This is a genomic window from Phaeovibrio sulfidiphilus (assembly GCF_014861485.1).
Taxonomy (GTDB): domain Bacteria; phylum Pseudomonadota; class Alphaproteobacteria; order Rhodospirillales; family Rhodospirillaceae; genus Phaeovibrio; species Phaeovibrio sulfidiphilus.
Genome location: NZ_JACZHT010000001.1, coordinates 178759 through 199056, shown reverse-complemented (window position 1 = coordinate 199056; position 20298 = coordinate 178759). Strand labels below are relative to the sequence as shown.

The 20298-nt window shown below is 67.9% G+C and carries 19 protein-coding genes; 18 read left to right on the top strand and 1 reads right to left on the bottom strand.

Annotated elements, in window-relative coordinates; translation table 11 throughout:
• Positions 1 to 588: 588 nt before the first annotated feature.
• From IHV25_RS00860 to IHV25_RS00805, 12 genes are all read left to right on the top strand, one after another.
• Positions 589 to 1500 carry an IclR family transcriptional regulator gene (locus tag IHV25_RS00860; protein ID WP_192533080.1) on the top strand — a complete coding sequence of 304 codons (912 nt, stop codon included), beginning with the start codon at positions 589 to 591 and terminating at the stop codon, positions 1498 to 1500.
• A complete protein-coding gene (locus tag IHV25_RS00855) occupies positions 1478 to 2398 on the top strand; it encodes an SDR family NAD(P)-dependent oxidoreductase (protein WP_192533079.1) in 921 nt (306 codons plus the stop codon). The genes IHV25_RS00860 and IHV25_RS00855 overlap by 23 nt, the downstream gene beginning before the upstream one ends.
• 178 nt (positions 2399 to 2576) lie before the next feature.
• The gene (locus IHV25_RS00850; protein WP_192533078.1) at positions 2577 to 3371 is read left to right on the top strand and encodes a citryl-CoA lyase; all 795 of its coding nucleotides are present in this window, start codon (positions 2577 to 2579) and stop codon (positions 3369 to 3371) included.
• Positions 3372 to 3377: 6 nt separating this feature from the next.
• Positions 3378 to 4529: an acyl-CoA dehydrogenase family protein gene (locus IHV25_RS00845; protein WP_192533077.1), complete on the top strand. Its 1152-nt coding sequence runs from the start codon at positions 3378 to 3380 to the stop codon at positions 4527 to 4529.
• A 143-nt stretch (positions 4530 to 4672) separates the two neighbouring features.
• Positions 4673 to 7024, top strand: coding sequence for an acetate--CoA ligase family protein (locus IHV25_RS00840; RefSeq protein WP_192533076.1), 2352 nt, complete (start codon positions 4673 to 4675; stop codon positions 7022 to 7024).
• A 5-nt stretch (positions 7025 to 7029) separates the two neighbouring features.
• Positions 7030 to 7872 (top strand): MaoC family dehydratase, encoded by an 843-nt coding sequence (locus IHV25_RS00835; RefSeq protein ID WP_192533075.1) that lies wholly within the window; start codon positions 7030 to 7032, stop codon positions 7870 to 7872.
• Positions 7873 to 7887: 15 nt separating this feature from the next.
• Positions 7888 to 8742 carry an HpcH/HpaI aldolase/citrate lyase family protein gene (locus IHV25_RS00830; RefSeq protein WP_192533074.1) on the top strand — a complete coding sequence of 285 codons (855 nt, stop codon included), beginning with the start codon at positions 7888 to 7890 and terminating at the stop codon, positions 8740 to 8742.
• Between the two features lie 29 nt (positions 8743 to 8771).
• Positions 8772 to 9956, top strand: coding sequence for a CaiB/BaiF CoA transferase family protein (locus tag IHV25_RS00825; RefSeq protein WP_242018723.1), 1185 nt, complete (start codon positions 8772 to 8774; stop codon positions 9954 to 9956).
• Positions 9953 to 10912 (top strand): HTD2 family dehydratase, encoded by a 960-nt coding sequence (locus IHV25_RS00820; protein WP_192533073.1) that lies wholly within the window; start codon positions 9953 to 9955, stop codon positions 10910 to 10912. The genes IHV25_RS00825 and IHV25_RS00820 overlap by 4 nt, the downstream gene beginning before the upstream one ends.
• 78 nt (positions 10913 to 10990) lie before the next feature.
• Positions 10991 to 12286: an MFS transporter gene (locus tag IHV25_RS00815; RefSeq protein ID WP_192533072.1), complete on the top strand. Its 1296-nt coding sequence runs from the start codon at positions 10991 to 10993 to the stop codon at positions 12284 to 12286.
• A gap of 136 nt (positions 12287 to 12422) precedes the next feature.
• Positions 12423 to 13577, top strand: coding sequence for an acyl-CoA dehydrogenase family protein (locus IHV25_RS00810; RefSeq protein WP_192533071.1), 1155 nt, complete (start codon positions 12423 to 12425; stop codon positions 13575 to 13577).
• Positions 13578 to 13730: 153 nt separating this feature from the next.
• Entirely contained in the window at positions 13731 to 14933 is a 1203-nt protein-coding gene (locus IHV25_RS00805) for an acyl-CoA dehydrogenase (protein WP_192533070.1), read from the top strand.
• Between the two features lie 527 nt (positions 14934 to 15460).
• On the opposite strand, the gene IHV25_RS00800 is transcribed toward IHV25_RS00805, so the two are convergent.
• Complete coding sequence (locus tag IHV25_RS00800) at positions 15461 to 15946, bottom strand: outer membrane protein assembly factor BamE (protein WP_192533069.1); 486 nt, start codon at positions 15944 to 15946, stop codon at positions 15461 to 15463.
• A gap of 203 nt (positions 15947 to 16149) precedes the next feature.
• Here IHV25_RS00800 and IHV25_RS00795 point away from each other — a divergent pair, with 203 nt between their 5' ends.
• The 6 genes from IHV25_RS00795 to ihfA all read left to right on the top strand — a co-directional run bounded on the left by IHV25_RS00795 (position 16150) and on the right by ihfA (position 20293).
• Positions 16150 to 16806: a ubiquinol-cytochrome C chaperone family protein gene (locus tag IHV25_RS00795; RefSeq protein ID WP_192533068.1), complete on the top strand. Its 657-nt coding sequence runs from the start codon at positions 16150 to 16152 to the stop codon at positions 16804 to 16806.
• On the top strand, positions 16803 to 17288 hold the full coding sequence (locus IHV25_RS00790) for a YceD family protein (protein WP_192533067.1): 486 nt from the start codon (positions 16803 to 16805) through the stop codon (positions 17286 to 17288). The genes IHV25_RS00795 and IHV25_RS00790 overlap by 4 nt, the downstream gene beginning before the upstream one ends.
• A 161-nt stretch (positions 17289 to 17449) precedes the next feature.
• Positions 17450 to 17635 carry a 50S ribosomal protein L32 gene (gene rpmF, locus IHV25_RS00785; protein ID WP_192533066.1) on the top strand — a complete coding sequence of 62 codons (186 nt, stop codon included), beginning with the start codon at positions 17450 to 17452 and terminating at the stop codon, positions 17633 to 17635.
• Positions 17636 to 17743: 108 nt separating this feature from the next.
• Positions 17744 to 18793 carry a phosphate acyltransferase PlsX gene (plsX, locus tag IHV25_RS00780; RefSeq protein WP_420825405.1) on the top strand — a complete coding sequence of 350 codons (1050 nt, stop codon included), beginning with the start codon at positions 17744 to 17746 and terminating at the stop codon, positions 18791 to 18793.
• A gap of 45 nt (positions 18794 to 18838) precedes the next feature.
• Complete coding sequence (locus IHV25_RS00775; RefSeq protein WP_192533064.1) at positions 18839 to 19813, top strand: beta-ketoacyl-ACP synthase III; 975 nt, start codon at positions 18839 to 18841, stop codon at positions 19811 to 19813.
• A 165-nt stretch (positions 19814 to 19978) separates the two neighbouring features.
• Entirely contained in the window at positions 19979 to 20293 is a 315-nt protein-coding gene (gene ihfA / locus IHV25_RS00770) for an integration host factor subunit alpha (RefSeq protein ID WP_192533063.1), read from the top strand.
• Positions 20294 to 20298 lie beyond the last annotated feature (5 nt).

The window sequence follows — 20298 nt, the reverse complement described above, 5'->3', positions numbered from 1 at the left end:
ATCCCGGTCGCCGCGAGCGCGGAGCCCCCGCCGGCCCCGCCCCGTGGGTGCCCTTGGCAGGCGTGCCCGGCGCGTGTGCCCCGCCCGGGCCGGCGGCCTTCCCCCCTCGGTTTTCCCGGTCGGCGTCTGTCGGGGCCGATGCGCCGGGGCTGCGCCGTGCGCAATTCCAGGATTCTCCGCTCGGGCAGACGGTCCCGTGCCTCCGCCCCTGTCCCCGGAGTCGACATCCGGATTCGGCACCCGGTTTCCGTCCCCCGCTCCCCACCTCCGGGTTTCCGTCCCCGCACCCTGCCTCCGTCACCACCCCGGCCCCGGGGCGCTCAGGCGTGCGCCCGGGATTCGCCCCTTTTCCCTTCCCGTTGTCCCTCCCCGGGGGGCTCCGCCGCCTCTGAACACAATCCGGACGGGTCCATCAGTCGCCGGGTCGCGCCGTCCGGTTGGGCCCCTGGTCTTATGGCCCATAAGTCAAGCCTATTTCTTTGTCCGGTTTCGAGGCATCATTATCAGCGAATCGAAAAACGCGCTTTACTTTGGAAACGGCCACCGCTATTCCTCATGGGAAATACCATTCGCTATGCAGAGGGTTTCATGTCCGAGGTGACACGCCGCAAATATGTCGGAGCCGTCGAGCAGGCCGTCGCCATCCTTCGGTGCCTTTCCGATCACGCCCGTCCCATGGGCGTCTCGGCGGTGACCCGGGCCACGGGACTGAATGCCTCGACGGTCTTCGCCATCTTGCGGACCCTTGCGAAAGAGCGGCTGGTGACCTTCGACGAGGAGGGGAAAACCTACGCCATCGGCGCGGGCGTTCTGGAGTTCTCGGTGCCGCTTCTGGGGCTCAACCAGACGGACCTGATGCGCCCGTCCCTGGAGACCCTTGCGGCCGAGCTCGGGGCGCCGGTCGTCCTGTGGCAGATCACGAAGGACGAGCGCATTGTTGCGATTGACCGTGTGCGCCCGCCCCGGGTTGTGGCGGTCGAGATCCAGTTGGGCTGGCGGCTTCCCGCCTGCGCCGGCGCGGTCGGGCGCTGTTTCGCCGGGCAGTGCTACAGCGGCTCCGAGTCCGCCATGCGCGAGCGGTTCGACGCCATCCGCTGGGACCGGGCCCTGTCCTGGGAGGAGTTCCGCGAGGACGCCCTGGACAGCGTGAGCCGGGGATACGGCATCGACCGGTCCTTCCTTTTTGCAGGCATGAACATCGTCGGAACCCTGGTGCGGGACGCGAACCTGACGCCCCGCTTCGGGCTGAGCGTGATGACCCTGGTGGGGCAGATGTCCGAGCGGTCCCTGGAGCACACGGGCGGCATGCTCGTGGCCCTGCGCGACCGGATCGAGAAAACGGTGTTCGGCAGCCGGGCCGGACACCCCGAGGGCTGGAGTGCCCGAACGGAAAACGGCGGAGGCCTTCCCCAGGCCGCCAGCCTCCCGGAAACGACAAAAAGACTTCAGGATAACTTCAGGAACACGGGAGAACACCATGAGCGGGTCCTCGAGACTTGACGGAAAGGTCATACTGGTCACCGGCGCCGGTGGCGGAATCGGCCGTGATGTGGCTCTGACGGTTGCGGCCCAGGGTGCACGGGTGGTGGTCAACGATCTGGGGGCCTCCCTGGGCGGCGAGGTGACCGAGGCCGAGCGGGCGGAGGCCGTGGCCCGGGAAATCCGCGACGCCGGGGGCGAGGCGGTGGCCAACGGGGACAGCGTGGCCGACCCCGGGGGAGCCGAGGCCATGGTGGCCCGGGCCATCGCCACCTGGGGACGCATTGACGGGATCGTCAACAACGCCGGGATCCTCCGGGACGGCTTCTTCCACAAGATGTCCTTCGAGGACTTCGATGCCGTGATCCGGGTCCACCTGTACGGGACGTTCAACGTCTCCCGGGCGGCGGCCCCCCATTTCAAGGACCAGGGCTCGGGCGCCTTTGTCCACATGACCTCGACCTCGGGGCTGATCGGCAACCTGGCCCAGGCCAACTACTCGGCGGCCAAGCTGGGGATCGCGGCGCTCTCCAAGTCCATCGCGCTGGACATGCAGCGGTTCAATGTCCGCTCCAACTGCATCGCCCCCTTCGCCTGGAGCCGGATGACCTCCTCCATCAAGGTGGACACCCCCGAGCAGGAGGCCCGGGTGCGCAAGCTCATGGAGATGAAGGGCGAGAAGGTCGCGGTTCTGGCCTCGTACCTTCTGTCGGACGCCGCCGCCGGCGTGAGCGGCCAGATCTTCGCGGCCCGCAACAACGAGATCTTTCTGATGGGCCAGTCCCGCCCCCTGCGCTCGGTTCACCGGGGCGAGGGCTGGACCCCCGAGACCCTGGCCGAGCACGGCATGCCGGCGCTGAGCGGGACGTTCTATCCGCTGAGTGTCTCGGCGGACGTGTTCACCTGGGATCCGGTTTAGCCGTTTTCATGAACGGGGGCGCCGCCGCGTGGCTCTCCCGTCGGGACGGATCCGGCCGCAGGACGCGCCGCTCCGTCCCGAGCCAGACGACCTTCGTGCCAATCGAGCCGGTGTCCCCCCGGGCGCACCGAACCCATTTGCCAGTCCGCACAGAACGGACCCACAGGAGGCCGCCGCCGTGTCAAGACGCAAGACGCAGATCACGTCCGATATTGCCTGGAGCACCCGCGATTCCATCGTTGTGCGGGGGCTGTCCCTGCCTGACGAGATCCTGGGCCATTTCAATCTGGGGGATATGGCGTTCCTGGAGCTGACCGGGCGGCGCCCGACACCCCAGGAGTCCATTGTCTTCAACGCCATCGTCATCACCCTGGTGGAGCACGGCATCACGCCCTCGGCCATCGCGGCGCGCATGACCTACCTGGGGGCTCCGGAATCGCTCCAGGGGGCGGTGGCGGCGGGGCTGTGCGGCCTGGGAACCCGGTTCGTCGGCACCATGGAGGGGGCCTCGAAGATGCTCTACGAGGCGCTGCCCCGGTCCGCCGTCGGCACCGGCGTGGACCTGGACGCGCTCGCCCGGGAGACCGTCGCCCGGATGCGCGCGGACAAGATCATGATCCCGGGCCTGGGCCATCCGGTGCACAAGCCCGAGGATCCGCGGACCCCGCGCCTGTTCCAGATTGCGGCCGAGAACGGCCTGTCGGGCGACTACATCGCCCTGATGAGGCACATCGGCCGGCACGCCGAGGCGGCCTCGGGCAAGTCCCTTCCCATCAACGCCACCGGGGCGATCGGCGCCATTTGCTGCGAGTTCGGCTTCCCCTGGGAGGTGGTCCGGGGCTTCGGGGTCATGGCCCGGGCCATCGGGCTTGTGGGGCACATCATGGAGGAGCGGGAGAAGCCTTTCGCGTTCGAGACCTGGCAGCGCCTCGAGGAGGAGGCCCTGGCCGCACACGGCCTGACCCGGGAGTGAGAAACGGTGAGCGAACCCTATGCCGAACTGAGGGACGCCCTGCGTGACCTGTGCGGGCGCTTCCCGGCCGCCTACCACCGCAGCCACGCGCAGGAGGGCACGTTTCCCGATGCCTTCATCCGTGCGCTGACGGAGGCGGGCTGGCTCTCGGTCATGATCCCCGAGGAGTACGGCGGGGCCGGTCTGGGGCTTGCCGAGGCCTCGGTGGTGATGGAGGAGATCAACCGCGCGGGCGGCAACGCGGGCCACTGCCACGGCCAGATGTACAACATGGGCACCTTGCTGCGTCACGGCTCCCGGGAGCAGAAGGAGCGCTACCTCCCCGCCATTGCGGCCGGGGAGCTGCGGCTCCAGTCCATGGCGGTGACCGAGCCCACCACCGGGTCGGACACCACCCGCCTTAGGACCGTCGCCGAGAAGCGCGGCGACCACTACGTGGTTCGGGGCCAGAAGGTGTTCATCTCCCGGGTGGAGCACTCGGATCTCATGATCCTTCTTGCGCGCACCACCCCCCTGTCCGAGGTGGCCCGCAAGTCCGAGGGCCTGTCCGTCTTCCTTGTGGACCTGCACGAGGCCCGGCGCAACGGCCTGGAGATCCGCCCCATCCCCAACATGGCGGGGCACGAGACCGCCGAGCTGTTCTTTGACGAGCTGCCCATTCCCGCCTCGGCCCTGATCGGCGAGGAGGGCCGGGGCTTCCGCTACATCCTGGACGGGCTGAACGCGGAGCGGACCCTGATCGCCGCCGAGTGCATCGGTGACGGCCACTGGTTCATCGGCAAGGCCACGGCCTACGCCGGCGAGCGGGTGGTGTTCGACCGGCCCATTGGCCAGAACCAGGGGGTGCAGTTCCCCATTGCCCGGGCCTTCGTGAATGTGGAGGCCGCAAACCTCATGCGCTTCGAGGCCTGCCGCCTGTTTGACGCCCACCTTCCGTGCGGGGCCCAGGCCAACATGGCCAAGCTTCTGGCCTCCGAGGCCTCGTGGGAGGCGGCGAACGTGTGCCTCCAGACCTTCGGCGGCTTCGGCTTCGCCACCGAGTACGACGTGGAGCGCAAGTTCCGGGAGACCCGGCTGTATCAGATCGCGCCGGTCTCCACCAACCTGATCTTGTCCTATGTGGCCGAACACGTCCTGGGACTGCCCCGCTCGTTCTAGGGCGGGGTGACGACGCAGACCCGAAGACCGGAGCAAACAAGAACAAAGCTCTGGAATAAAAATATAATACCCGGGAGGCCATCCTTCCTCCCGGGATACAGGGAACGAAGGCGCCCCGAAAAACGGGGCCATCAGGGAGACCGATGATGACCTACCAATCGCCCGAACTCACGCTGTTCCAGGCCATAACGGCACCGCGTCGCGTCGCCTTCATCGGAGCCTCGGACGATCCGGTCCGGATCGGCGGGCGGGCTCTCGCCTACTGCCTCGCAAACGGCTTCGAGGGCGAGCTTCTGCCCGTCAACGCCCGAACCTCCACGGTCCAGGGGCTGCCGGCCGTGCCCTCGATCCTGGATGTGGACGGCGAGGTGGACATGGCCATCGTGTCCGTTCCCGCCGCCAGCGTGCCCGATGTGATCCGGGACGCGGGGCTCAAGGGGGTCCGGGCCGCCCTGATCTATGCGGGCGGCTTTGCGGAAACCGGGCCGGAGGGGCAGCGTCTCCAGGACGACCTGATGGCGGCGGCGCGCCTTTCGGGGATCCGGATCATCGGGCCCAACTGCCTGGGCCTGATCAACTGCCGCAACGGGTTCACCGCCACCTTCTCGGGCGCGGGCCGGGAGCAGCCCGAGGCCCCGGGCGGCCTCACCATCGTGAGCCAGTCCGGCTCCTACGGGGTGCACACCTATCTTGCGGCGCTGGCCGGGGGTGCGCGGCCCGGCATGATCTTCACCACGGGCAACGAGTGCGACATCGATACCTCCCGGGTGATCCGCATGGCGGTTGACGATCCCCTGACCGAGGTCATCGGCGTCTATGCCGAGGGCATCCGCAACGGCGCGGCCCTCATCAGCGCCCTTGATGCGGCGCGGCGTGCCGGAAAGCCGGTTCTGTTCATGAAGGTCGGACGCTCCGAGGTGGGGGCGAGCGCCGCCGTCTCGCACACCGCGTCCCTGACCGGCGAGGACGCGGTCCTGGAGGCCATCCTGGCCCAGTACGGGGCTGTCCGGGTCCACTCCACCGAGCACATGATCGACGTGGCCAAGGCGGCCATTCCCCGGATTTATCCGGCCGGCCGGCGGCTGGGGATCATCTCGATTTCCGGCGGGGCCGGGGTTCTGATGGCGGACTGGGCGGAGGACGAGGGCATCGAGGTGCCCGCGCTTCCCGAGGCCCGCCAGGCGGAGCTGTCCGCCGACAACCCCATGGGCTCCATGCGCAACCCTCTGGACGTGACCGCCCACATCCTGAACGAGCCCGATATCGTGTACAGCGCGGCCCGGGGCCTGTTCCTGGACGGCACCTGCGATGCGGCCATTGCCTACTGGTCCACGGCGGGAACCACGCCGGCGGTGCTCGACAAGATCGTGCACAACCTGGAGAAGGGCATCGCCGACTATCCGGACAAGCTGGTTTTCCAGGCGGGCATCCCCTCGGACCGGCTGGAGGAGCTCGCCCGTCTCAAGGGGCATCCGGTGTTTCAGGATCCCACCCGGGCGGTGCGGGCCATGGCCTCCATGATGCGTCTGGGGGAGGCGTTCCGCCGCGAGGATCCCGCTCCCTTTGACTGCCCCGAGCACCGGGAGACCCTGCCCGAGGGCCCCCTGTCCGAACACCAGGCCAAGGCGGTTCTGGCCCGGGCGGGCATTCCCATGGTCGAGGACATCCTGGCGCCGGACGCCGCGGCGGTGGCCCGGGCCGCCGAGCACCTGGGCGGGCCGGTCGCGCTCAAGATTGCCTCCCCGGACATCCTTCACAAGACGGACGTGGGCGGCGTGCGCCTGAACGTTCTGCCCCCGGATGCCGGGGCCGCCGCGGAGGGGATTTTCGAAACGGTGGCCCGGACCTGCCCGGAGGCCCGTATCGACGGTATTCTGGTCAGCCCCATGGTTCCCGACGGTGTGGACTGCATCCTCGGGGCCCGGCGCGATCCCGTGTTCGGCATGGTGGTCCTTGTGGGCATCGGCGGCATCTTCACCGAGGTGCTGGACGATGTGGCCATCCGGAAGGCTCCGGTGCACCGGCGCGAGGCCATCGAGATGCTGGACTCGCTGCGGGGCCGTGCGCTGCTGGAGGGGGCCCGGGGCCAGGCTCCGGTGAACCGGGAGGCGCTGGTGGAGGCGGTGGTGGCGTTCTCGCGGTTTGCGGCCTGCGCCGGACCGTCGCTCGACAGCGTGGAGATCAATCCGCTGCGGGCCTCGGCCAGCGGGGTTCTGGGGCTGGATGCCCTGATCGTGTCCACGGCGCAGTGCTGCGGGCACGGGCACGGTGATGGCCACGGCCACGGCCACGGTGACGGGCACGGGCACGCCAGCGGCCACGGGTGCTGCCACGGGGACAGCCACGAGGGCGGGCATGGGGACAGCCACCACGGCGGCCACGGGTGCTGCCACGGGGCCGGCCACGAGGGCGGGCATGGGGACGGCCACCACGGCCACCACGGCGGCCACCATGGGGGTCACGGCGGGGCCTCCTGCGGCTGCACGGGGGAGTGAGACCCATGGACTACAAGGCACTGATGGCGTTCCCGATCCCGGAGGTGGTCCAGACCTGGACCCCCAGGGATGCCATGTTCTACGCCCTTTCGGTGGGTGTGGGCCGGGGCCGTTACGAGCGCGAGCTGGATTACGTGTACGAGGGCCGGGGGCCGTCGGTCCTGCCCTCCTACTGCGTGGACCTGGGGCACCCCGGGTTCTGGCTGGCCAACCCCGAGACCACCGTGGATGCCACCGGCGTTCTTCACGCCGCCGAGGGCTTCACCCTGCATGCGCCCCTGCCGGCCTCCGGGACCGTGCGCTCGACCACCCGCATCCAGGATGTGGTGGACCGGGGCCCGGACCGGGGCGCCTTCATCTACACCCGCAAGGAGGTCCGGTGCGCCGAAAGCGGCCGCCTTCTGGCCACGGTGGACCGCACCGTGCTTCTGCGTCGCGACGGGGGCTATGCGGGTCCGTCGGGGACCGTGCGCCCCGCGCTGCCCCTGCCCGAGGGGGAGCCGGACCGGGTCACGGAGAACGCCGTGCGCCCCGAACAGGCGCTTTTGTACCGGATGAACGGGGATTCCAACCCGCTCCATGCCGACCCGGAGGTGGCCGCCCGGGCGGGATTTGACGGCCCGATCCTGCACGGCCTGTGCACGTTCGGTATGGCCTGCTCTGAAGTTCTTTTTGCCTTGGCCGACGGCGATGCCGCCCGGCTGAGAGGGTTTCAGGCCCGCTTTTCCGCACCGGTTTTTCCGGGTGAGACCCTGCGCTTCGAAATCTGGAAAAGTGGGGCTGTGCGCGTCTCGAGTGTGGAGCGCGATCAGGTGGTTCTTTCCCATGCGCAGGCACAACTGATCTGAAACGGAGATAGAAACATGACGTATTCCCGTACCACAGTTCCTTTCCTTCCGCTTTTTGTTCCGGCCTCCCGCCCGGACCGCTACGCGCGGGCGGCCAGCTCGGGGGCCGACGTGGTCCTGATCGATCTGGAGGACGCCATCGATTCCAGCCAGAAGGACGCGGCCCGGCAGGCAGCGGTCCAGGCCCTCTCCGGGCAGGCGCCCCGGGGGCCGGTCTGGATCCGCATCAACGGGCGCGGCAGCCCGTGGTACGGCGCGGACGTGGACGCGGTCGCCCGGCTGCCGATCTCGGGCGTTGTCCTGCCCAAGATCCAGCGCAAGGAGGAGATCGTGACCCTGCGCTCCCGCCTGGGGAGCGACATTCCCGTGATCTCCCTGATCGAGACCGTCGAGGCTCTGGCGGACATCCGCGAGATTGCCGAGGTCTCGGACGAGCTGATTTTCGGCGGGCTGGACTACGCCCTGTCGGTCGGGTCGTCCGCCGGGCGGGAGGCTCTCCTGCACGCCCGCTGCGAGGTGGTCCTGGCGGCCGTTCTGGCCGGGAAGCCGGCCCCCATCGACGGGATCACCCTGTCGTACACGGATCCGGCCAGTGTGGAGGATGACGCCCGGTACGCCCGCGATCTGGGCTTCGGCGGACGGCTTCTGATCCACCCGTCCCAGGTGGCCCCCACCCTTCGCGGGTTCGCTCCGTCCTCCGACGAGCTCGAGGCGGCCAAGCGCGCCCTCGCCTCCGACAGCGCGGGCGCCCGGGGCGTGGACGGCAGCATGGTCGATACCGCGGTTGAGGCGGCCGCGCGGGCGGTGCTGGAGCGACAGGCCAAGGTGGAGGGGCGTCTCAAGGCCCTTCAGGACAGCGGTAATGGCTGACGGGAAAGCCGACAGGGGGAGGGGTGGCCATGAGCATGTGTCCTGAGCGGGCTGCCCCGCTGCCCCTGAATGGCATCCTGGTCGTGGCCCTGGAGCAGGCCGTGTCGGCGCCCCTGTGCACGGCACGCCTTGCGGACGCGGGGGCCCGCGTGATCAAGATCGAGCGCCCGGGCGGAGATTTCGCCCGGGGCTACGACGCGGCCGCGAACGGTCTGTCCAGCTACTTCGTGTGGATCAACCGGGGGAAGGAGTCGGTGGTCCTGGACCTGACGGCTCCGGCAGACCTGGCCGTGTTCGAGGGCCTTCTGAAAAAGGCCGATGTGTTTGTTCACAACCTCCGGCCCGGCGCGCTTGCGCGCATGGGGTTTGCGGACACGCGCCTGCAGGATCTCAACCCCCGTCTGATCCGGTGTGCCATCACGGGCTACCGGGAGGCGGGGGCCTTCCGGGACCGCAAGGCCTATGATCTCCTGATCCAGGCGGAGAGCGGGCTGTGCTCGGTGACCGGAGGGCCCGAGGCTCCCGGACGGGCGGGCATGTCGGTTGTGGATGTGGCCACCGGTGTCACGGCGCATGCCGCCATCCTGGAGGCCCTTCTCCAGAGGCAGCGCACCGGAGTGGGGGAGAGCCTGTCCATCTCCCTCTTCGATGTCATGGCAGAGTGGATGAGTGTGCCGCTTCTGAACTGGGAGGCCGGCACACCGCCCCTGCGGATGGGCCTGTCCCATCCGTCCATCGCGCCTTACGGGGTGTTCCGGACCCGGGAGGGGCGCCCGATCCTTCTGTCCATCCAGAACGAGCGGGAGTGGGCGGTCTTCTGCACCCACATTCTGGGAGACAGCGCCCTCATCCGCGATCCGCGCTTTTGTTCCAACGTGGCCCGGGTCGAGAACCGGATCGAGACCGATGAGCGGGTGGCCGCGAGCATCGGCGCCCTGTCCTTCGAGGAGGCGCAGGCCCTTCTCAACCGGCACGACATCGCCTACGGCGTGCTGAACGACATGGCCGGGCTGTCCGCGCACCCGGAGCTTCAGCGCATCGCCGTGGAGACCGAGGTGGGGCCGGTGTCGCTGCCGTCTCCCGCCCCCCGGTTTTCCGGCCAGAAGCGGCGCTACGGTCCGGTCCCCGCGCTGGGGGAGTCGACCGCCGCGGTCCGGGCCCTGGTCCAGCCCAGGGTGAAGGCCGCCGCCGATCCCGGGGAGTGCGTTCCATGAGCGCCCCCGGGGAGCGGATGGAGGCGCTGCGGTCCTGGATTGGCCGTGAGGAGGTCTCCCGCGAGACCCTGACGGCTGACCGGGTCCGGCACTACTGCGCGACCCTGGACCTGCCTCTTCCGGTGGCGGACGACGAAGCTCTGGATGCGGGTGCTCCGGCGCCGGGGTTGATCCATTTCTGCCTGATGACGCCGGACGCCCCGACCCGGGCGCTGTCCGCGGACGGGCACCCTCCGAAGGGCGGGTTCCTGCCTCCGGTTCCGCTGCCCAGGCGCATGTGGGCCGGGGGATCGGTCGTGCGCACCGGGGTGATCCGGATCGGTGACACGGTGGTCCGGCGCTCCCGCATTGCCGACGTGCAGGCACGGGAGGGGCGCTCGGGGCCCCTGTGCTTCGTCACCGTCCAGCATGATCTGACGGTGGACGGGCGACCGGTGGTGAGCGAGCGCCAGGATCTGGTCTACCGGGAGGCTCCCCGGCCCGCGGACGCTCCCGGTCCCCGGGGGGGCTCGCCGGGGGGCGGTGTTCCGGGGGCGTGCACCGGGAACGGCTGCCCTGTGAGCGGGGGCAGCGCCCGCCAGAGTGTCCCGGTCGGGGTGTACCGGGAGCGGGTGGAGCTCTCGCCGGTTCTTCTGTTCCGGTTCTCCGCCATCACCTTCAACAGCCACCGGATCCACTACGACCTGGCCTACGCGCGCGAGGTCGAGGGCTACCGGTCCCTTGTGGTTCACGGGCCGCTCCAGGCGTGCCTGCTCTTTCATTTTGCCGAGCGGTTGAGGGGTGCCCCCCCGACCCGGTTCGATTTCCGCAGCGGAGCCCCGCTCTTTGATGATGCTCCGGCGCTTCTTCAGGCGCAGGAGGCCGAGGGGGGCGGGCTCTCGCTCTGGACGGCAGAGGAAAACGGCGCCCCTGCCATGACGGCGACTGCGCTCTGGGGAGGGACGGAGGCCCTCTGACACAGCGTTCTAAAAAAATCCCGAATAAAAAAAACGGCAGAACAATGCCATGAAAACAGGGAACAAGGGGAAAAAGAGATGAACGAGAACCTGAGAAGTGGAGAGTGGGTTCCAAAACGCAGTGTCCAGGTCTACGCATTTATCTTCGCGTTTCTGGTCCTGCTCGTGGATGGCGCGGATCTGATGATCCTGTCCTTCAGCCTGAACAGCCTGGAGGCGGAGTTCGGTCTGACACCCACAGAGAAAGGGAGCCTGGCCAGCTTTACCCTGGCCGGCATGGGAATTGGGGGCATCATCGGCGGCTGGTGCTGCGACCGCTTCGGGCGGGTGCGGACCATCGTGTGGTCAACGATGATCTTTTCCGTCGGGACAGCGGTCCTCGGGTTCACGCAGAGCTACTGGGAGTTTGCGATCCTGCGTTTCCTGTCCTCGCTGGGGCTGGGGACGATCTACATCGCCGCCACCGTCCTGATGAGCGAGTACGTGTCCGGAAAATACCGGACCACGATTCTGGGCACGCTCCAGACCGGCTTCACGTTCGGCTACATCGTGGCCACGTTCATGGCGCGCTGGATCATTCCGGACTACGGCTGGCGCTGGATGTTCTTCGTGGCCATCGCGCCCGTGGCTCTGGCGGCGGTCATGCGCTTTCTTGTGCCCGAGCCGGAGACCTGGCATGCGGCCCGCCGGGCCCGCTCCGCCCGCGTGGACGCCGTCGTGCGCAAGAACACCTTCTACGCCATCTTTGCGGACCGGAAAGCCCGGATGATCCTCCTGGCCTGGATTCTCGCGCTGACGGCGCTCCAGTTCGGCTACTACGGCGTGAACAACTGGATGCCCAGCTATCTCGAGAAAGAGCTGGGGGTGAACTTCAAGTCCATGACCAGCTACATGATCGGGGCCTACAGCGCCATGATCTTCGGCAAGGTTCTGGCCGGAATTGGCGGAGATATCCTGGGGCGCCGGGCGGTCTACGTGCTGGGGGCCCTGGGGACGGCCATCTGCCTGCCCGCCATCGTCTACTGGAACACGCCGGACAACATCCTGTGGCTGATGGTGGCTTTCGGGTTCCTGTACGGGGTGCCGTTCGGTGTCCTCGGGACGTACATGTCCGAGAGCTTCCGGACCGAATTCCGGGGCTCGGCTGTCGGCGCGGCCTACAACTCCGGGCGGGTGGGGGGCGTGGTCGCTCCGCTCCTGATCGGGTACCTGGCCACGAACGGCTCGATTGGTCTGGGCTTTGTGGTCATGGGCGGGGCCTTCCTGGTGACCGCGGTGATCCCGCTCCTGTTCATCGGGAACCGCCTGCACGATCCCCGGAAGCTTGTCGGCGAGCCGGAGCCGGAGGCGGTCGTGGAACCCGCACGCGCCTGAAATCCCGGGGGGGACGGTGTCGGGCAGGGGGCTGTCCGGGTGCGCAGGCGCGCCCCGGGCGGTCTCCCCGGCCGCCCGCCCGCCCGCCACACAAACACAACACAACAAAAAACACGAATCAGGGAGAACAACACTCATGGCTCTCGATCTGGAAACACGCACGGCCCTTGTGGACACGGTGCTGCGCCTGGTGAACGAAACCCTCATCCCGGCCGAGGACCGGGTGGCCCGGGAGGATGCCATCCCCCGGGAGATTGCGGATATCATGCGGGAGATGGGGCTCTTTGGCCTCTCCATTCCCGAGGAGTACGGCGGCATGGGCCTGTCCATGGAGGACGAGTGCCATGTGATGATGGCCCTGGGGCGGGCCTCGCCGGTGTTCCGGTCCCTGATCGGGACCAACGTTGGCATCGGCTCCCAGGCTATTCTGATCGACGGGACCGAGGAGCAGAAGCAGCGCTTCCTGCCGGGTCTGGCCTCGGGGGAGATCGTGGGCTCGTTTGCCCTCACCGAGCCGGGGGTCGGCTCGGATGCGGCCTCGGTCCGGACCACGGCGCGCCGGGAGGGGGATGTGTACATCCTCAACGGCACCAAGCGCTACATCACCAACGCGCCGACCGCGGGCCTGTTCACCGTGATGGCCCGGACCGATCCCACCAACCCGCGCGCCGGCGGCGTGTCCGCCTTCCTGGTGGAGCGGAACACACCGGGCCTGTCCATCGGCAAGCCCGAGCGCAAGATGGGCCAGCAGGGCGCCCACGTCGCGGATGTGATCTTCGAGGACTGCCCGGTTCCGGCCGAGAACATCATCGGGCTCCAGGAGGGGGTCGGTTACCGCACCGCCATGAAGGTGCTGGACCGCGGGCGGCTGGCGATTTCCGCGTCCTGCACCGGCTTTGCCGAGCGGATCCTGGACGAAAGCGCCGCCTACGCCAATGAGCGGATTCAGTTCGGCAAGCCCATCGGCGAGTTCCAGCTGGTCCAGGCCATGATCGCCGATTCCTACACCGATGCCTACACCGCCCGCTGCATGGTCCTGGACACGGCCCGGGCTCGGGACGCGGGCGAGGACATCAGCACCCGGGCGGCGGCGTGCAAGCTGTTCTGCTCGGAAATGGTGGGCCGGGTTGCGGACCGGAACGTGCAGATCCACGGCGGCGCGGGCTACATCGCGGACTACGCCGCCGAGCGTCACTACAGGGACGTGCGGATCTATCGCCTGTACGAGGGCACCTCGGAGATCCAGCGGGTGAAGATCGGCCGAGACGTTCTGGGCGGCGCGGTGCGCTGAGCGGCGTGAGCTGCCCTGACCGGGGCGTGAGGCCCCGGGCGCAGGGCGGTGTGGAGAAGCCGGAGGCCGGTCCGTGCCGGGTGTTCGCACCGCTCAGAGGTGCGCGCGGGCACGGGCGGGCCCCCAAATCGCAGACCAGTGAGGGAGAGAGGAATGACGGCAGAAACAGGTGCGCAGAAGGAGGCCTTTGTCTGGGACGACCCCCTGCTGCTGTCCGGAGAGCTGGGAGAGACGGACCGGATGATCCGGGACAGCGCCGCGGCGTTTGCCCGGGGTGTTCTCCTGCCCCGGGTGGAGCAGGACTATCTGGAGGAACGCTCAGACCGGGAGCTGTTCCGGCTCATGGGGGAGGCGGGCCTTCTGGGTGTGACCCTGCCGGAGGAGTACGGCGCCGCCGGGGCCTCGTATGTGGCCTACGGTCTCGTTGCGCGGGAGATCGAGCGGGTGGACTCGGGCTACCGCTCCATGATGAGCGTCCAGTCCTCCCTGGTCATGTTCCCGATCCACGCCTTCGGAAGCGAGGAGCAGCGCCGCACCTACCTGCCGCGCCTGGCCTCCGGCGAGTGGATCGGCTGCTTCGGCCTGACCGAGCCGGACGCGGGCTCCGATCCCGGCTCCATGCGCACCCGGGCGAAGGCGGTGGACGGCGGCTACGTCCTCAACGGAAACAAGACCTGGATTTCCAACGCACCGTTCGCGGACGTGTTTGTGGTCTGGGCCAAGTCCGAGGCCCACGGCGGGCGCATCCGGGGCTTCATCCTGGAAAAGGGCATGAAGGGCCTGTCCGCCCCGAAGATCGAGGGCAAGCTGTCGCTGCGGGCGTCGGTGACCGGCGAGGTGGTCATGGAGGACGTGTTTGTCCCCCAGTCCGCCCTTCTGCCCAACGTGGAGGGGCTGCGCGGCCCGTTCGAGTGCCTGAACCGGGCGCGCTACGGTATCGCCTGGGGCGTCATGGGCGCCGCCGAGGACTGCTGGCACCGGGCCCGCCAGTACGGGCTGGACCGGGTCCAGTTCGGGCGCCCTCTGGCCGCCACCCAGCTGTTCCAGAAGAAGCTGGCCGACATGCAGACGGACATCGCCCTGGGTCTGTTCGGGGCCCTTCAGGTCGGGCGCCTCCTGGATGCGGGACGCATGGCGCCGGAGATGATCTCGCTCATCAAGCGCAACAACTGCGGCAGGGCGCTGGACATCGCCCGCATGGCCCGGGACATGCACGGGGGCAACGGGATCCAGATTGGCTACCACGTCATGCGCCATGCCCAGAACCTGGAAACCACCAACACCTACGAGGGCACCCACGACGTCCACGCCCTGATCCTGGGGCGGGCCCAGACCGGTCTTCAGGCCTTCAGCTGAGGGGCGGGAGGGGGACTCCCGGCGGCGTGCCCGGGAGGTGCCCGTTCCGCCGGCACGTTGTCCCCGGTTGATCCGGGGCGGCGCCTCCGCGGGATGGAGCCCCCCCCCGGCGGTTTCTGTCGGGGGCCTGTGCGGGCGACGCCCTGTCATGGGGTGGCGGTTCGCCGCTCACACGAGCAAGGCCCCCTGTCCGGTCCGGAAGGGGGTGCGTTGGTTATGGGAAGGGAGAGGTGCGCCCGCCGGGCCTGTGCGGTGGTCTGTGAGAAGCGCGTGACCCGCGTCGCCAGGGCTCGGTCCGGTCCGCCGCTTGCCCGCGTCGCCGGGCCCAAGGTGGGGATGCGGTGGTCTGTGAGAAGCGCGTGGCCTGCGCGGCCGGGCCCGCCGTCTGTCCGTGCTGCCAGGGGCTGCGGTCGGCCCGCCGTCTGTCCGCGCCGCCAGGCCTGCGCGGCCGGGCCCGCCGTCTGTCCGCGCCGTCCGCCCATTCTCCGGGAGGCGTTCCCGGGTTTCCCCGGATCCGTTGCGCCGCCTCAGCGCCCGACCTTGGAGGGCGTGAAGCGTCCCAGGTTCCCGAAGAACTCCTGAATGACGTTCTGCTCGGTGCCGCGGGCCGGGGTCTCCCGGGCCGAGATGCTCACCTCCTCGCCGTCCTCCTTGAAAATGCGGATGACGTCCGAGACCACGCCCGCCCGGTCGAACTCGACGATCAGGACCTGGCGGTCCAGTTCCTCGGGCTTCAGGAAGGCGTACTGGGTGGTGTGGGAGCTGATGTAGTACCACACGGCGCTGTCATAGAGCGCGGTTGCCGACGGTGTTCCCAGCAGCGCCTGCACGTCCGCGCGGGTGTGCACGCCGGGCTGGACCTGCTGGACCGAGGTCTCGCTGGGCAGGTTGCCCCGGGCGTCGATCTCGTTTGCGCACCCCGACAGGGTCAGGGCGAGGGCCGCGGCAGCGCCCGCAAGGGGGCTCCGCACCCGGGCCCGCAGGCGATGGGTTCCGAGGGAAGAGTCAGACATCGGGCGGCTGTTCCTGTTTTCGTTCGAGACGCGTTCCTGGGAGTCTATCTCATCTCGTTATGCGTTTAAAGGGGCGCTTCGGGCAAAAAGCGGCCCGGAGTCCATGCGGAGCCTTGCTTCTGCGTTCGCTCTGCGCCATTCTGCCGCCAAAGTGTTCGCCAGAGGCCCGTTCGCCTCGCATCATGTGCTCAGGATTTCAGTTCATGGGGATCAACTCGATAATCTCGGGACTTAACGTGGTTTCGGCCATGCGGCAACGTCGGGATTATAAAAGGAAAGCCGCCGTACTGTACAAGGTGGTGGTTGCGCAGGCCCGCTCCCCCTTCTTCTACGAGCGCCTCGGGGTTCCCGACACCCTGGACGGGCGCTATGACATGCTGGTCATTCACATGGCGCTGCTGCTGCGGCGCCTGTCCTCGTTCGCGCCGGGTGACCGCCCGACTCGCAAGGCTCCGCTTCCCCGTCTGGCCCAGTACCTGTTCGACCTGATGGAGAAGGATCTGAAGCACAACATCCGTCGCATTGGGATTCAGGAAACCGCTATCACCCGGGAAACCCGCAAGATGCTGCGGGCGTTCTACGGCCGGGCCTACTCCTACGAGATGGGCCTGCGGGAGGGGACTCCGGCGCTGGTCCAGGCCCTGCGCGAGAACCTTTATCGCAACACCGAGGTCTCTGCAGACCAGGTGGCGGCCATGGCCGGCTACATCATCCGCCAGGAGGAGCGCCTGAAGGTGCTGCCGGAGGATGACTTCCTCGAGGGCCGCCAGGTCTTCGCGGCGGCGGAGACCGGGGAGGACAGCGCGTCCGTGACGGTCGTGCCCCCGTCGGTTGCCGCCGAGAGCGGAGTCGCCTCGTGAGCGGTGAGTGTTCGTTCTCCCATCCTCTGGAGGTGCTCACCCTTCCGGCCTCGGGCCGCCGGGTGACCATCCGGGCGACCGGGCAGGAGTGCGCGGATCTGGCCCGGTTTCTGGGACTCGAGACCCTGGAGAGCCTGGAGGCCCGCCTTCTTCTGGAGCCCGTGGGCGCCCGGGGCCGGCGGGTCCGTGTGTCCGGGCAACTGGCCGCGGTGTACACCCAGCTGTGCTCCCTGACGGGGGCTCCGGTCCACACGACCCTTGACGAGAGCTTCTTCCGGGTGTTTCTGGACGGGGCCTCTGACGCCCCGGTCCGCCGGGAGCGCCCCGGCGAGATCGAGTTCGACGCCTTTGACGACGACGAGCCCGACCCCATGGAGAACGGTACGATCGATGCCGGTCTCCTTCTGACCGAAGAGCTTTCCCTGCGAATCGATCCCTATCCGCGCGCTCCGGATGCGGAATTTCACTGGTCCGACGAGTAGGGACTGGTTGTTTGCCGCTAAAGGAACGATATTAATTCCGGACTCTCTCACGGCCTTGCAGGATTGCCCCTTGCGGGGAGGCGCGGTTTTCGCTAAACAATCCCGCTCGCCGGGCCCGTAGGGGCGATTCCGGCCCCGACCCATTTAGACGAGACAGAACCATGGCTGTACCCAAAAAGAAAACTTCCAAGTCCAAGCGCAACATGCGCCGGTCCCACCACGCGCTCACCCCGGCCACCGTCGGCGAGTGCAAGGAGTGCGGCGAGATGAAGCGCCCGCACCACGTTTGCCCCGCTTGCGGCTACTATGACGGCCGCGAGGTGGAGGTCAGGGACTCCGCAGCCTGATCAGTCCCACACTGATCTGTAACCGGCGGCTTCGCGCCCGTAGCGCGGAGCCGGTGTTCCTTTTGTTGCGCGAGGCAAGCTGCAATGACGTCCGCGGGAGTCGCATCCTTGAAAAATCAGACCGTGATCGCGGTCGATGCCATGGGCGGCGACGACGCCCCGGAGATGGTCATTGATGGCCTTGCCATTGCCTGTGACCGTCATCCGGACACCCGTTTCCTCGTGTTCGGAGATGAGGCCCGGGTTGTTCCTCTTCTGGAGAAGCACCCGAAGCTGAAGGCCGCCTGCACCATGGTTCCCACCGAGGATGTGGTGGCGGGGGACGCGAAGCCCTCCGTGGCCGTGCGCTCCGGTCGGAAATCCAGCCTCTGGCTGGCGATCCAGGCGGTGAAGAACGGCGACGCGGCCGGAGTGGTCTCCGCCGGGAACACGGGCGCGTTCATGGCCATGTCCAAGCTTGTGCTGCGGACCCTGCCGGGAATCGACCGTCCGGCCATCGCGACCATCGTTCCGACCCAGCGCGGCGACAACGTGGTGCTGGATCTTGGCGCGAACTCGGAATGCGACGCCAACAACCTGGTGGAATTCGCCATCATGGGCGATGCCTTCGCCCGCACGGTTCTCGGCCTCGAGAAGCCGCTGGTCGGGATCATGAACCTGGGCTCGGAAGAGGGCAAGGGGACGGATTCCGAGCGCGAGGCCGCCGATACCCTGAAAAACAGCCCCCTCCCCATCAACTTCCACGGCTTTGTGGAGGGTGATGACCTGTCCAAGGGAACGGTGGACGTCATCGTCACCGACGGCTTCACGGGCAACGTGATGCTGAAGACCCTTGAGGGCACGACCAAGCTTTACAGCCATTTCCTGCGCCAGGCCTATGGCAGCTCCTGGCTGGCCAAGCTGGGCTATCTTCTGTCGCGGCCGGCCCTGAACCGGCTGAAGTCCCGGGTGGATCCGCGCCGCTACAACGGCGCCATGCTTCTCGGACTGAACGGCGTCGCGGTCAAGAGCCACGGCGGGACCGATGCGTTCGGCTTCGCCTGCGCCGTGTCCGTGGCCCAGGACATGATCTCCCAGGGGATCAATGACCTGATCCGGTCCGAAATCGAGAAACTCTCCCTGCCCGGAAAAGGGGCCTCGCGCGCTGTCGCGGGCTGAACGGCCCCCGCTCCCCTATCTGTCCTGTAAATCGGAGACGTCGCCATGATTCGCTCTGTTGTCCTCGGATGCGGAGGCTACCTGCCGGAAAAAAAGGTCACCAACAAAGACCTTGAGCAGATCATGGAGACATCGGACGACTGGATTGTCGAGCGCACCGGCATCCGCCAGCGGTACTTTGCCGCCGAGGGCCAGTACACGTCGGATCTGGCCATCGAGGCCTCCCGCCAGGCGCTGGCGAACGCCGGTCTTGATGCCTCCGAGATTGATCTGGTGATCGTCGGCACCACCACGCCGGACCGCACCTTCCCCGCCGTTGCCACCCGTGTGCAGGCCGCCCTTGGCGCCGTTCCCGGCTCGCCGGCGTTTGACGTTCAGGCCGTGTGCTCCGGTTTCCTGTACGCCCTGGGCGCGGCGGATTCCATGCTGCGCAACGGCATGGCGAAGAATGCCCTGGTGATCGGGGCGGAAACCCTCTCGCGCATTCTGGACTTCGAGGACCGGACCACGGCCGTGCTGTTCGGCGACGGTGCCGGGGCCGTTGTGCTTCAGGCCCGGGAGTCCCGTGGCGGGCTGGAGGATCCGGGTGTGATCTCCGTGCATCTCCACGCCGACGGCCGCTACAACGACATCCTGAACACGGATGGCGGGGTCTCCATGACCCGGACGGCGGGCTCGGTCCGCATGCTGGGCAAGGAGGTCTTCCGGCACGCGGTGGTGAACCTGCATGACGTGCTTCTCGAGACCCTCAAGGCCAACGGCCTGACGGCCCAGGACGTGGACTGGGTGGTTCCGCACCAGGCCAACCTGCGCATCATCGAGGGTACGGTCAAGCGGCTGGGACTCGACATGTCCCAGGTGATCTGCACCATCGACCGCCACGCCAACACCTCGGCGGCCTCGGTGCCTCTGGCCCTTGCGGACGGCATGGCCTCGGGCCTTGTGAAGCCCGGACAGCTGGTGCTTCTGGAGGCCATGGGCGGCGGTCTGACCTGGGGTGGGGCGCTGGTCCGGCTCTGAGGCGGAGCCCCTATTTGACACCGGTTGACTGCAACTCTAAGACAGTGCTTTCGCTGCTTTCTGCAACGCTCTGATATTGACGGCTTTCTCTGCTTGGGATACCCTTGATTCAAGATTGGGGACCAAATAGTGGATTTGTCTGTCTCTTGGATCGGGAGCCTGTCGATGAGCGAACGAACGATTACGCGAGCACAGTTGAGCGAGGCGGTTTACCAGGAGGTCGGTCTGTCCAGAAACGAATCCGCCGATCTTCTGGAAATGGTCCTGGAGGAGATGTCCCAGGCGCTGGTGCGCGGCGAGTCCGTCAAGCTGTCCAGTTTCGGCAGCTTCTCTGTCCGGGACAAGGGCGAGCGGGTGGGCCGCAACCCCAAGACCGGGCAGGAGGTTCCCATCTCGTCCCGGAGGGTGCTGGTCTTCCGCCCCTCCCAGCTTCTGAAGGCCCGGGTCAATGCGGAACCGGTCCGGGGAACCATGACGTAAATCCA